General features: G+C 57.0%; 15 protein-coding genes. 7 read left to right on the top strand and 8 right to left on the bottom strand.

From position 1 onward, the window contains the following. Positions 1–94 precede the first annotated feature (94 nt). Positions 95–1,075, top strand: a complete 981-nt coding sequence (locus P1U45_RS15040) for a hypothetical protein (protein ID WP_301059805.1) — start codon at positions 95–97, stop codon at positions 1,073–1,075. 175 nt (positions 1,076–1,250) lie between these two features. Next, positions 1,251–1,925: a hypothetical protein gene (locus tag P1U45_RS15035; RefSeq protein ID WP_301059804.1), complete on the top strand. Its 675-nt coding sequence runs from the start codon at positions 1,251–1,253 to the stop codon at positions 1,923–1,925. Between the two features lie 36 nt (positions 1,926–1,961). Here the strand turns inward: P1U45_RS15035 and P1U45_RS15030 are convergent, their stop codons facing one another. The 3 genes from P1U45_RS15030 to P1U45_RS15020 form a co-directional block, all read right to left on the bottom strand. Then, a complete protein-coding gene (locus tag P1U45_RS15030; protein ID WP_301059803.1) occupies positions 1,962–2,654 on the bottom strand; it encodes an HTTM domain-containing protein in 693 nt (230 codons plus the stop codon). After that, positions 2,651–3,070, bottom strand: coding sequence for a hypothetical protein (locus tag P1U45_RS15025; RefSeq protein ID WP_301059802.1), 420 nt, complete (start codon positions 3,068–3,070; stop codon positions 2,651–2,653). Before P1U45_RS15025 ends, P1U45_RS15030 begins: the two co-directional genes overlap by 4 nt. 76 nt (positions 3,071–3,146) lie before the next feature. Further along, positions 3,147–4,562, bottom strand: a complete 1,416-nt coding sequence (locus P1U45_RS15020; RefSeq protein WP_301059801.1) for a chloride channel protein — start codon at positions 4,560–4,562, stop codon at positions 3,147–3,149. A 269-nt stretch (positions 4,563–4,831) separates the two neighbouring features. On the opposite strand from P1U45_RS15020, the gene P1U45_RS15015 reads away from it, so the two are divergent. From P1U45_RS15015 to bla, 3 genes are all read left to right on the top strand, one after another. After that, on the top strand, positions 4,832–5,338 hold the full coding sequence (locus tag P1U45_RS15015; RefSeq protein ID WP_293608677.1) for a ClpXP protease specificity-enhancing factor SspB: 507 nt from the start codon (positions 4,832–4,834) through the stop codon (positions 5,336–5,338). Positions 5,339–5,343: 5 nt separating this feature from the next. After that, entirely contained in the window at positions 5,344–5,802 is a 459-nt protein-coding gene (locus P1U45_RS15010; RefSeq protein ID WP_293608676.1) for a PaaI family thioesterase, read from the top strand. Between the two features lie 92 nt (positions 5,803–5,894). Then, positions 5,895–6,812, top strand: a complete 918-nt coding sequence (gene bla, locus P1U45_RS15005) for a class A beta-lactamase (protein ID WP_301059800.1) — start codon at positions 5,895–5,897, stop codon at positions 6,810–6,812. On the opposite strand, the gene P1U45_RS15000 is transcribed toward bla, so the two are convergent. Continuing rightward, complete coding sequence (locus P1U45_RS15000; protein WP_301059799.1) at positions 6,809–7,195, bottom strand: RusA family crossover junction endodeoxyribonuclease; 387 nt, start codon at positions 7,193–7,195, stop codon at positions 6,809–6,811. The two genes, bla and P1U45_RS15000, sit on opposite strands and share 4 nt — an antisense overlap. A gap of 121 nt (positions 7,196–7,316) precedes the next feature. Between P1U45_RS15000 and P1U45_RS14995 the strand changes: the two genes are divergently transcribed. Then, positions 7,317–7,652, top strand: a complete 336-nt coding sequence (locus tag P1U45_RS14995) for a zinc ribbon domain-containing protein YjdM (protein WP_301059798.1) — start codon at positions 7,317–7,319, stop codon at positions 7,650–7,652. 9 nt (positions 7,653–7,661) lie between these two features. Here the strand turns inward: P1U45_RS14995 and P1U45_RS14990 are convergent, their stop codons facing one another. Together P1U45_RS14990 and hemH are read right to left on the bottom strand one after the other, a co-directional pair. After that, positions 7,662–7,802 carry a hypothetical protein gene (locus P1U45_RS14990; protein ID WP_301059797.1) on the bottom strand — a complete coding sequence of 47 codons (141 nt, stop codon included), beginning with the start codon at positions 7,800–7,802 and terminating at the stop codon, positions 7,662–7,664. A gap of 151 nt (positions 7,803–7,953) precedes the next feature. Then, the gene (gene hemH, locus P1U45_RS14985; RefSeq protein ID WP_022696176.1) at positions 7,954–8,973 is read right to left on the bottom strand and encodes a ferrochelatase; all 1,020 of its coding nucleotides are present in this window, start codon (positions 8,971–8,973) and stop codon (positions 7,954–7,956) included. Between the two features lie 127 nt (positions 8,974–9,100). Here hemH and P1U45_RS14980 point away from each other — a divergent pair, with 127 nt between their 5' ends. Beyond that, positions 9,101–9,502 (top strand): Dabb family protein, encoded by a 402-nt coding sequence (locus P1U45_RS14980; RefSeq protein ID WP_301059796.1) that lies wholly within the window; start codon positions 9,101–9,103, stop codon positions 9,500–9,502. Here P1U45_RS14980 and P1U45_RS14975 read toward each other — a convergent pair. Further along, complete coding sequence (locus tag P1U45_RS14975; protein ID WP_301059795.1) at positions 9,483–10,799, bottom strand: MATE family efflux transporter; 1,317 nt, start codon at positions 10,797–10,799, stop codon at positions 9,483–9,485. The two genes, P1U45_RS14980 and P1U45_RS14975, sit on opposite strands and share 20 nt — an antisense overlap. Before the next feature lie 49 nt (positions 10,800–10,848). Beyond that, positions 10,849–11,319, bottom strand: coding sequence for a low molecular weight protein-tyrosine-phosphatase (locus P1U45_RS14970; protein WP_301059794.1), 471 nt, complete (start codon positions 11,317–11,319; stop codon positions 10,849–10,851). Positions 11,320–11,354 lie beyond the last annotated feature (35 nt).

The following is an 11,354-nucleotide window of genomic DNA, read 5'->3' as shown; positions in this document are numbered from 1 at the left end:
ATGGGGTGAGAACGGGGAAAGTCAGCCTCTGAGATTCATCGCATGGCGCTCTGAATTTTCTGAACCTTTCTGCAGTGCGGCGCGTAGAGAGTTCATGGCTGATACGCTCTCCTCTGAAATTACTCTGACACCGACGGCGATCGGTCTTGCTGAAGCCCAAACGGACCGAAGCGGGTTTACCCGTCGCAGATGCGGTCGTGGCTGGACTTATCTGGATGAAAAAGGCGTCACGCTCAGAGCCGAAATACGCAGACGGTGCGAGAAGCTGGCTATTCCGCCGGCCTGGCAGGATGTGTGGATCGCGCCGTCGGCGTCGGCTCATATTCAGGCGTATGGAACAGACGAGGCAGGGCGGCGCCAGTATATTTATCACCCGCTCTGGACGGATGCGCGAGCTGATCTCAAGTTTGACCAGCTGGAGGAGTTTGGCCTTCGCCTGCCGCGTATTCGGAAATGTGTGCGCCGTATCCTGCACGGGTCGCAGGACGAGGAGGCTCTGGCGCTTGCCGGGATTGTCTCGCTGCTTGATCTGGGCGGATTGAGGATAGGCTCTGAGCGGTATCAGACGTCGAGCGGCACGGTGGGTGCGACAACCCTTTCGGCACAGCATATCCGCATCGATAGCGATAAGCTCGAGCTGGATTTTCCGGCGAAGGGCGGCACTCAACGCCATGTCGAATTAGAAGATGAAGATCTGATCGCTGCTGTAAAGCAGTGCCAGAAGTCTGATGCTGAGTATGTGTTTGCCAGAAACGGACGCCCTGTTTCGGCAGGTCGCGTGAATGACTTTCTGGAAGACTGTTGTGGCGCGCGTTTTACAGCCAAGACCTTCCGAACGTGGAAGGGCAGTGTGGCGGCGACGTCTGCGCTGAAAAAGACCTCTAAGCCGACGATCAAGGTCGTCAGCGAAGCTGCGTCTGACGCGCTAGGCAATACGCCTGCAATCGCCCGAAAGTCCTACATCCATCCCAGGATCATTGATGCGGCCTCAGACGGACTTGAAAGCATATTGATGGCAGGTCCAACCCGCTTGCGGGCAGATGAGCGCCGTTGTTTTTATCTGATCACCCGATAAACCGGTCCTGTAACCAGAGAATGCTCGGATAGGCGGCGATCCATGCCAGTACGAACCGGTTAAGGCCGAAGAACAGGGCATTGGACAGTTGAAAGTCAGCCCTTTGTTTTTCGCTGAAAACAGTGCGAAGACTTGGACATGACGGCGTTGATACGGGACAGGAGTCGAAGTGCAGATGAAACGAGTTTCTAAATGGATCGCGCTTTTTGCTTGTAGCTTCGGGGCCGCCGTCTCGGATGCGCAGACAGAACCCACCAAGTGGGAGTTGGGTGATGTTATGCGCCTCGTGACTGTTGAGAAGATTGCTCAGGAACAAATTGATTATCCTGAAGAGATTGTCTGCTTTTGGGAGGCTAGACAGCAACTTGCCGGTCAGCTTCAGGGCGTGGTCATCAATCCGTCGCGTATCGGGCAAATGATGTTCCATTTTTCTGTCGCGCCGGACAATCCGCTGGATATTGCCGCTAGTACTGTGTGGGAAAGCTGTAACAAACCGCTCGATATATCGCTGCGTCCTGATGGAAGTCAGATGGACGATCCTGTCGTGCCCATTTTTCGGGATGGGCCGTTCTGGTCGTTTTACACGATGGAACTGGCTGAGGAGAATGACTATTGGGGGTGGGGAACAGGCGTTGGTGAGCTTGGCGGGAGATTCGGGTATCCGATCGAATTCGTTTGCGCTGATGAAACGTCGGTCTACATCGCCATTTCAGCTCGCGAGCCTTCACCATGGTATTCTGACCAACTCCATAATCTGAATCAGCATTGGGAGAGGATAAGCGACTTCGGAGACGAAGAGCATTGGCGCGAGGACAATGCAGACGGTATCGAAGCATGCAGAACGCGTTAGAAAGCACCCGACTCGCGTGTCTGGCGATGCCTTCGCTCACCCGATAAATCGGTCCTGTAACCAGAGAATGCTCGGATAGGCGGCGATCCATGCCAGCACGAACCGGTTGAGGCCGAAGAACAGGGCGTTGGAAAGGTGAAAGCTCGCCGCCAGCACCAGAAACGGGATGAGCGTGTATTTCGAGGCGAGGCTGAGCGGGAAGAACAGCTCGCAGACCATGACGAGCCAGCTGCCCGCCAGAAGCAGGGTTTTCCTGTCTGCCAGCCTGCGCAAATTTTCCGCGACCGGATAGGCTGAGAAGGCGAATACATCGCGCAGGGCGCGGCCTGTGCGCCAGTCCGGATTTCTGATCTTCACCCAGCCCGAAATGAAATAGGAAAGGGTGAGCTGCAGGCCGAGATAGCCGAAGGCCAGTTCTTTCCAGTTCTCCTGCGGAAGCCAGTGGGCGAGCGTCAGGCAGAACAGAATGAGCAGGCTCATCCTGTCCGAACCACCATTATATGGGCCCTCAAACCGATGCAGAATGAGCACGGCAAGCCCGCTCATGGCGAGGCAGATATAGGCCGAGTACGCGCCGATCTCCGGATAGAGTAGCAATAGGCAAAGTATGAGCCGCAGGCCGAAGAGCAGGCGCTCTTTGCCGCCCGCGCGGATATGCTCGACGCTCGGCATGATGAGCGCGATGGCGAGGAGTATCTCCGTCCAGCGCATGGCAAGATCGAGCGTCATGCGAGCGGCTCCGGCGCTGAAGTGTAGAGGATTTCCTGCGTCAGCGTTTCGTCCTCGCGATGGATGAAGACAAGGCGAAAGCGGAATTGCACGGCGTCCGTTTCGGCTTGCAGGTCGCGCTTCATACGGGTGAGGATTTCGCGTTCCGAATGCTCTGGCGTGATGTCTTGTGAGAGCCGCTCGGCGCAGGAGACGAGGAACAGGCTCTCATTCCAGTGCGGGTTCCAGATGAGGCGTCGCAGCATCGTCAGAAGCGAGATGTTTTCCGGCTTCGCGCGAAAGGCTTGCCAGTCACGGCGTGGCTTACCGGTCTCGTCGAGCAATTGGTACTCAATCCGCGGGGACGGTGCGATCACGTCGAAGAAGTTCCAGGACGGAATAAGCGCGGGCAGAATGAGCTGGACAGTGCGGAGCATGAAACGTCAGGCCTTGAAGAGGTCCAACGCATCATGGTGCGAGCCGGTTAAGAGAAGCTTTTCGCGCCGGCGACCATCAGAACCGGTCTGCGCGTATCTGTTTTTCGAACACGCCGCCGCCGACAGTTGCCTGCACGATCACGGTCGCCATGGATACCGCGATCAGAACCGCCGCTGAGGTTTCATACGACCCTGTCAGTTCGAAGACGATCAGTGTGGTCGAGATTGGCGCACCAAGAACCGCCCCCGAAATCGCGCCCATGCCGACCAGTGTGAAGAAGCTTTGGGCCATCTCACCATGGCCGGTGATTGCTGCCATAATGGCTCCGAAAACGCCGCCCACCATGGCGCCGACAAAGATAGAGCTTGAGAAGACGCCGCCGCCAAAACGCGCGCCAATACAAATAGTCGTTGCCGCGATCTTTGCGACGGCAAGGATTAGCATGAAGGCGGCACTATAGCCGGTCGCGATGGAGGTTGCCGTTGCTTCATAGCCGACGCTCAACACCTGCGGATAGGCGAGGGCGAAGACGCCGATAATGAGGCCGGCGATTGGTGGCAGCATCCAATGCGGAATTTTGATCTTGTCTGCGAACCGGCTGCCAATGTGAGGCGCGGCAACCCATGCGCGGATCATCACAATGGCAAGGCCCGCTGCGATCAGGCCGATAAATGGCGTGCCGATGAAGAAGATCACCGGTGGGTCATCGAATACAGGCGGGGCAAAGACAGCGTTATTGCCGAAGATCAGGCGCGTGACGAGCGAGCCGGATACGCTGGCGACCGCAATCGGCCCGATGTCAGATGTCCGGTAGCGGCCCAGAACGACTTCGTGCGCAAAGAGCAGGCCTGCCAGCGGCGCGTTGAACGAGCTGGCGACGGCGGCCGCCGCGCCGCAACCGAGCAGGGCGCGGATCTGGGCTGGCGTCAGGTTGAAACGGTGCGCAAAAAAGCCTGAGAGCACAGCGCCCACATGCACGGCTGGTCCCTCCCGGCCCGCACTCGCGCCTGAGCCGAGTGATGCGACAGCGATCAGAAAGGTCTGAAGGCCGTCTCTGAGCGACATATGAAGGGAAACGAGCGGCGTTGTGCGCCCGCGCCGGTCCAGCACATGACGGCGGGCTTCGATGACGTCGCGAATGCCACCAATGCGCGGGTCGCCGCGAATGCCGAGCTTGAGGCCGATATACAGCAGGGCGGAAACAACAAAGCCGCCAATGACCGGGATGAGCAAGGCGCGCAGCGGGTGAAGCTGCGTCACCGCGCTGGTAATGCGTTCATCCTGAGCGCCAAAGCCGATAAACTCGATACCGACAATCGCGGCGCGCAGACCTGCCATGACAAGCCCGACCAGAAGGCCGCAGAACAGGGCAAGCAGCCAGACTTTACTCTCGGAGATCAGGCTGCGCCGACTATAGCGCGACACCATCGCTTTGGATTGCGAGGCGCGTTTTTTGATCTCTTCTGTCAGTGGACTGTTTGGTGAACCCATGCCCTCAAAAACGCCTATTGCCGCAGAACGTCAAGTTGATGGAGGGAGATATATCAGGAGAGTCTTTCAAACTCGTGTGAGCGGACTAGATTTGCTTTCCACAGATAATGTTTCGAGCCGGAAATCCGCGACAACACTTTGAAATTCCGTCCGTGTCCGGCCTGCTGCGTTAACCCAAAAAGGCGAATCCAGTTCGCTTATGAAATGAACCCCATTGTGTGATATGATTTGGATCGCTAACTAAGGGCCAAAGGGGAATACATTCGCTTATGACCGATGACATTGGCTATCAGGCGCTATTCGAAGCTGCGAAACGCGGTGTGATGAAAGAGGCGCTTAAAGTGGCAGCTTCACCAGCTGGCCTTCCGGGCAACCACCATTTCTACATTTCGTTCCGTACGAAAGCGCCTGGCGTGCAAATTGCCGAGCAGCTGCTGACGCGTTTTCCGGAAGATATGACGATTGTGATCCAGCACCAGTTCTGGGATCTGGAAGTGCATGATCATCACTTTGAAATCGTGCTTCAGTTCTCTGGCGTGCCGCAGCACCTGCACATCCCTTATGCGGCCGTGACTCGCTTCCTCGACCCAAGCGTCGATTTTGCGATGGAAATTCCGCCTGCGCACATGCACACGGCTGAAACGCTCGACATCTCGGACACTCCGGCAGCTGCCGAGCCTGCTCAAACCGTAGCAGAAGAAAGCGATGATGCTGAACCGTCACGTCCGGCCAGCGATGGTACGGTTGTGAGCATTGATGCATTCCGCCGGAAGTAACTGACTTGGCTGATCCCGCAGACGAAAAACCACGCCTGAGCGACGCAGAAATGCTCGCTAAGTTCAAGAATGCGAAGAAGCGTCCGGCCTGTTCGGAAACGCTTGGCATGGAGCTGATGTCCGTCGATCAGGAGAACATGTCTCTGCGCATGTCTTTCAATATTGGCGAGCAGTTCTCAAACCCGACGGGTGCCATTCAGGGCGGCTTTCTGACAGCCATGCTGGATGAGGCGATGTCAGTCTGCTGCATCATTGCGTCTAACGTGACGATGACTGCGCCAACGCTTGAACTAAAGACGAGCTATTTTCGTCCACTGTTTCCTGGCCATGCCGAAGCCGAAGCGCGCATTCTGCGCCGTGGTAAGTCGATTGCTTTCATGGAAGCAGAGCTTTTCGATCCGGAAGGCCGCGTGGTTGCCAAGGCAAGCGCAACAGCTGCCCCAAAACCGTTCAAGCGTCTCTGACCTTTCATTTTGCCTGAAATTCACCACGTTTTTCGCCTGAAATCACCTTACTGGCTGGTTTGAATCAGGCTGTTTCAAAATCGGGGGATTTCATGAGTTTCAGACTGTCACGCCGCACAATGCTTGTGAGCGCTGCAAGCCTTCCAGTGCTTGCGGCCTGTTCTTCATCTGAGGACGAGCTTCCTACGCCACCGGAAAATGAGGGGCGTATTGAAGGCGTGCGTACGGCAATCGCCTACATGGAAAGCCAGAATGGCGGCCGGTTTGGCGTGTCTGCGACGAACCTTGCGACAGGGCAGACGATCACCCATCGCGGCGATGAGCGCTTTGCCATGTGTTCCAGCTTCAAATGGTTGCTCGCCGCGCTGGTGCTTCAGCGGGTGCAGGCGGGTGAGGAAGACCTGTCGCGGATGATCGAGTTTTCAGAAGCAGATATGGTGATGCATGCGCCTATCACCGAGCCTGCTCTGGGTGAAAGGCGTCTGAGCGTCGAGGCTCTGTGTCGTGGAACGGTTCAGACGAGTGATAATCCGGCGGCGAACCTGTTGCTGCGCACGCTGGGCGGACCGGAAGGCTTCACGCAAATCCTGCGCGACAATGGCGAGATGACGACGCGTCTCGACCGGTGGGAGCCGATGCTGAATGAGAATGCGCCGGGCGACCCGCAGGACACCAGCACGCCGAACGCCATGGTCAGCCTGATGGGATATTACCTCTTCGGTGGCGGGCTCAACGCCGAGTATCAGACCTTGTTGAAAGACTGGATGATTGGCGCAACGACCGGTCTGGCACGTCTGCGCGATGGCATGGATGCGCCATGGATTGGCGGCGACAAGACGGGCACCAGCTCGAACAATCAGAGCAATGACGTTGCCTTTGCCTACCGTCCGGATGCGCCGAATAATCCTATCCTGATCACCAGCTATCTGAATGTCGAAAACCCGGTAGGTGCAGAGACGGATGAGCTGCACGCCACCATCGGGCGTCAGATCATGTGGGCGCTGGCCTAGGTCAGTTCCGGCCCTTCAAAATGGTCCAGAGCGCGTGAGCGGACAATGATCCGCTCGCGCTCGCCTTCGCGGCGCTCCACCAGCAGGCGGGCGACCTGACTGTCATCATGGAAGGCCGCGCCTGTCAGACTGTCCAGAAGGGCTTTGGCGAGGTTGTCGAGGTCCATGATTGGCGGGTCGCCGGTGAATTCCATCACGATGTGGACTTCATAATCGCCATAGCCAGGGCGCACACGCGTGAAGTCCTTGCGGAAGAAATCCTTGAACAGCGGTTTATAGTATTTGGCCTGAGTGGTGATGCCATTGCATTTGGCTTCCAGTGTGCCGTCATCGAGAAGCCGCGCGCGGACTTTCCCTTTTCCGATCCATTCCGGTTCGCTCATGCGTGCACAATCCCTCTCACTGGTTTGTGCATACAGGGCTTTAGGTCGCACGACCAGCGGCTTGACCTTTGCAGGGTGAAGGCGCGATGTGCGCTGACTGAATTTCTGCCGGAGCGACCCGATGACTGATGTGCCTGCATGCCCGAAATGTGGCTGTGACTATGCCTATGAAGACGGCGCTCTGTTCGTTTGCCCGGAATGCGCGCATGAATGGTCCAACGCCCAGCCAGCAGAAGCCGAAGGCCGCGTCTGGCGCGATGCCAATGGCAATATTTTGCAGGATGGCGACACGGTGACTGTGATCAAGGATTTGAAGGTCAAAGGCGCTTCAAAGCCGGTTAAAGTCGGTACAGTGGTCAAGAATATCCGCCTCGTCGAAGGCGATCATGATATTGATTGCAAGATCGATGGCTTTGGCGCGATGGGCCTGAAGACGGAGTTCGTCAAAAAGGTCTGATCGAACCGCTTATGAAACAGCCGGATCGTGTGGGAGCAAATGAACAGCGTTCCGCTTGAGGCGCTTCTGGCGCGCCATGTTCATGACGGACACAATCACTGAAACCAGTGCCGCTTCAGCGGCGAACCAGACGAACCTCAGACTTGCCATGCCTCCAGCCGTGCACGCACGTGCGCAGCAGATTGCAGTGTAAAGAGGGCCCGTTTTGTCTGGTTGTTTCAAGATTATTCTCCTTGTTGCAGAGAGATAATCCTCGATCGATCTAAAAGTTCCGAAGAAATTGTATGTGCAAGCTGGCCGATTACAGCCAGCCGCCCAGCTCGCGCTTCACCAGTGTTTCCAGAAGATCGATCGCAATGTCGGAATCGTTCAGACATGGCAGAGAGGCAAACTTCTCACCGCCTGCTTCCAGGAAGCTGTCACGGCCTTCCATGGCGATCTCTTCCAGCGTCTCAAGACAGTCTGAAATGAAGGCAGGTGCGGCTACGGCGACTTTCTTCACGCCGTCTTCTGGCAGGGCTTCCAGCGTTTTATCTGTGTAGGGCTGGAGCCATTCCTGCGGCCCGAAGCGGGACTGGAAGGTCGTGCGAATGAAGTTCTCATCCCAGCCCATTTTCTCGCGCACGAGACGTGTCGTCTTGTGGCAGTGGCAGTGATACGGGTCGCCCTTGTCGAAATAGCTCTTAGGAATGCCGTGATAGGACATGAGCAGCACGTCCGGCTCAAAGTCGAGTTTCGACAGGCTGTCCTTCAGAGACGCACAGAGCGCATCGATATAGTTCGGGTCATCATGGAAGGCCGGCGTGGTGCGCAGGGCAGGCTGCCAGCGTAGTTTCATCAGCGCCTTGAAGGTGCGGTCGTTCACGCTGGCGGTTGTCGTCGCCGAGTATTGCGGATAGAGCGGCACGGTGAGGATGCGTGTGCATCCCTGATCCTTCAGCGCGTCGATCTTCGACTTGATGCTCGGATTGCCGTAATTCATCGCAAAATCAACGATCAGCGAGTCAGACCCGATGCGTTGGTTTAACTTTTCGGCCTGTGCGCGCGTGTAGAAGAGCAGCGGCGAGCCGTCCTCCATCCAGACTTTCTTATAGGCACGGCCGGATTTTGACGGGCGGAATGTCAGGATCGGGCCTTGCAGGATAAGCTGCCAGATCGGCTGCGGCACCTCAATCACGCGCGGGTCAGACAGAAATTCCGACAGATAGCGGCGCATGGAGCCATAGTCCGTGCCATCCGGTGTGCCGAGATTGATCAGAAGAACGCCAATCTTGCCCTGTTTTACAGGTGGGTGTCCGGAAGGAAGGTGCATGTCTGCCATGAGAGTTCAGCCCGCTTGATTATGTACTCTTGATTTAGGGATTACGCAGGGAACGCAAGGGCGGATGATATTTTCTTTTGCGTTTGCCGGTGGAAGCGGTCAGGTTTGCGCAAAACGGGAGGACAAAATGAAACTCATGAAAATCGGTGCGCTCGCGGGCGTAATGTTGCTTGGCGCTGGCGTAGCTCAGGCAGAGACGGTCTATCGCGATCAGGTCCAGCATATTGTGCTGTTTGATCTGGTGGATGATAGCCCGGCTGCCGTCGATGCGCTGGTGAGCGGCTGTTATGAATATCTGGCTGATATTGATGGCGTGTATGAGATCAATGTCGGCGTGCGTCAGGCGGACCGTACAGGCGGCGCAAACGCAACGGACTATGATGTGGCGCTGACGGTCACACTGGCCGATGAAGCGGCGCATGTCGCTTATGATACCGATCCGTCTCACATGACCTTTATCGGTCTCTTCCGTGAAAATTGGGAAAATGTGCGCGTGTTTGACTCAGCGCTTACCCATTCGCCGGAATAGGCGCCTCTGATCGCTTGATCAGGCCTGGCAGATACGCGCCGAGCGATACGGCGCGTATCGCATACATCGCCAGAAACGCGGCCCAGACACCGGTATTTCCGAACTGTCCGCGCAGAATGATATCGCTCGCCACATAGAGAATTGTCGTGATAACGGCAGCATTGCGCAGCGCCTTGCCTTGCGTTGCGCCTAGGAAGAAGCCGTCCAGCTGCCAGCACGGAATGCCGATGAAGGGGATGACCGCGCAGAAGGGCAGGAAGGCAAGAGCAACCGAGCGGGCTTCGGGATCATTCACAAAGTTGGCGATGATCCAGCCGCCACCGAAATAATAAAGCGCCGAGATAACTGCCCCGCTTAAAAGCGCGAGTTCGGTCGTTACGCGCATGGCGCGGACGAGCCGTCTACGGTTCCGTTTGCCATAGGCCTCGCCAATCTCTTTCTCGGCGACGAAGGCAAAGCCATCCAGAATGAAGGCTGCAACATTCACGAACTGTAGGAGGATCTCATTGCCTGCCAGAATGGCTGTGCCTTGCGTCGCGCCGGAATTCACAAACCAGGCGAAGGTGAAGAGCAAGGCGAGGGTGCGGATCAGCACGTCGCGATTGGCGTTGAAGAGCGCGATCAGCCGCGCTTTGTCGAACAGATTGGCAGAGCGTGAGAGGCCCGCCTTCACAACGAACAAACCGAAGGCGAGCGCCACCCATTCAGCTATCGCCGTGCCTGCGCCAATGCCAGCAGGGCCCCAGTCGAGGCCTGCAACAAACCAGACATCCAGCACGCCGTTGACGCCGTTCATCACAATCTGAAAAGCGAGTAGCCAGCCTGTGCGCCCGGTACCGAGCAGCCATCCGGTAATGCCATATCCCATCAGGACGGCAGGTGCGCCCCAGATTCGGGCATCCCAATAGGAGAGCGCGAGCGTCTTTACATCGTCATTTGCGGCGAAAGGCGTGAATACGAGCTGTCGAAGCAGGGGCGAGAGGCAGAGAATGATGAGCCCCATGCCGCCACCAACAAGCAAGGCCCGCTGCAGCAGGGCATTCACTTCGGCGGTATCGGATGCCCCATTGGCCTGCGCGGTGAGGCCTGTCGTCGACATGCGTAAAAAGCCGAACGCCCAATAGAGAAAGTTCATGGCGACGGCTGCGACACCCACAGCGCCCAGCTCGACCTTGTCTCCGGTGAGGCCCATGACGGCGGTATCGACCACACCTGTAGATGCGGTCGCGGCCTGCGCAAGCATGACCGGCACGGCGAGTGCGATAACTTTGGAACGGGTGAGTGTGCTCGACGTCATCCAAGCGGCTTAGGCGAGGGACGCGTCATTGGCAATTCGGGCGGGGTTACTAAGCCGCGGCCGGAGACGCTTCGAGCGTGGAAAGCAGACGGCGCGCCGTATCTTCGATCAGCTCCAGAACTTCATCGAATGTGCGGGTGAAATACGGATCCGGCATCTCGCGCAGAGGCTGTTCCGGCGCATAGTCGAGGAAGAGCTTCACTGGCGTGTTATTGCCAGCAGGACGTTGCTTCTCGATCTTTTTGCGATTGTCCTCGTCCATAGCGAGAATGAGGTCGAATTTCTCGAAGTCTTCCGGCTTGAACAAGCGGGCACGTAGACTGTTGATATTGTATCCGTGGGAGAGTGCGGCAGCGCGCATCGGGGCGTAGGGATGCTCACCGATATGCCAGCCGGATGTGCCCGCGCTGTCTATCCTGAGTGAAAGTCCCATCTTTTCGCATTGCTGTTTTGCTATGCCTTCTGCAGCAGCAGAGCGACAGATATTACCAAGACAAACGAACAGGACTGAGCCGACCATACAAGAACCACTAAAATCTACGTGTTGCTTAAGTC

This window comes from Ponticaulis sp., assembly GCF_029210165.1.
Classification (GTDB): domain Bacteria; phylum Pseudomonadota; class Alphaproteobacteria; order Caulobacterales; family Hyphomonadaceae; genus Ponticaulis.
Note: the sequence above shows the minus strand (reverse complement) of the source record. Positions and strands in the feature narration are given on the sequence as shown.

Excerpts from the sequence above, each read along its gene's own strand:
- P1U45_RS15040 (WP_301059805.1), top strand. The coding sequence starts at position 95 with ATGGCTGATACGCTCTCCTCTGAAATTACTCTGACACCGACGGCGATC.
- P1U45_RS15035 (WP_301059804.1), top strand. The coding sequence starts at position 1,251 with ATGAAACGAGTTTCTAAATGGATCGCGCTTTTTGCTTGTAGCTTCGGG.
- P1U45_RS15030 (WP_301059803.1), bottom strand. The coding sequence starts at position 2,654 with ATGACGCTCGATCTTGCCATGCGCTGGACGGAGATACTCCTCGCCATC.
- P1U45_RS15025 (WP_301059802.1), bottom strand. The coding sequence starts at position 3,070 with ATGCTCCGCACTGTCCAGCTCATTCTGCCCGCGCTTATTCCGTCCTGG.
- P1U45_RS15020 (WP_301059801.1), bottom strand. The coding sequence starts at position 4,562 with ATGGGTTCACCAAACAGTCCACTGACAGAAGAGATCAAAAAACGCGCC.
- P1U45_RS15015 (WP_293608677.1), top strand. The coding sequence starts at position 4,832 with ATGACCGATGACATTGGCTATCAGGCGCTATTCGAAGCTGCGAAACGC.
- bla (WP_301059800.1), top strand. The coding sequence starts at position 5,895 with ATGAGTTTCAGACTGTCACGCCGCACAATGCTTGTGAGCGCTGCAAGC.
- P1U45_RS15000 (WP_301059799.1), bottom strand. The coding sequence starts at position 7,195 with ATGAGCGAACCGGAATGGATCGGAAAAGGGAAAGTCCGCGCGCGGCTT.
- P1U45_RS14995 (WP_301059798.1), top strand. The coding sequence starts at position 7,317 with ATGACTGATGTGCCTGCATGCCCGAAATGTGGCTGTGACTATGCCTAT.
- P1U45_RS14990 (WP_301059797.1), bottom strand. The coding sequence starts at position 7,802 with ATGGCAAGTCTGAGGTTCGTCTGGTTCGCCGCTGAAGCGGCACTGGTT.
- hemH (WP_022696176.1), bottom strand. The coding sequence starts at position 8,973 with ATGGCAGACATGCACCTTCCTTCCGGACACCCACCTGTAAAACAGGGC.
- P1U45_RS14980 (WP_301059796.1), top strand. The coding sequence starts at position 9,101 with ATGAAACTCATGAAAATCGGTGCGCTCGCGGGCGTAATGTTGCTTGGC.
- P1U45_RS14975 (WP_301059795.1), bottom strand. The coding sequence starts at position 10,799 with ATGACGTCGAGCACACTCACCCGTTCCAAAGTTATCGCACTCGCCGTG.
- P1U45_RS14970 (WP_301059794.1), bottom strand. The coding sequence starts at position 11,319 with ATGGTCGGCTCAGTCCTGTTCGTTTGTCTTGGTAATATCTGTCGCTCT.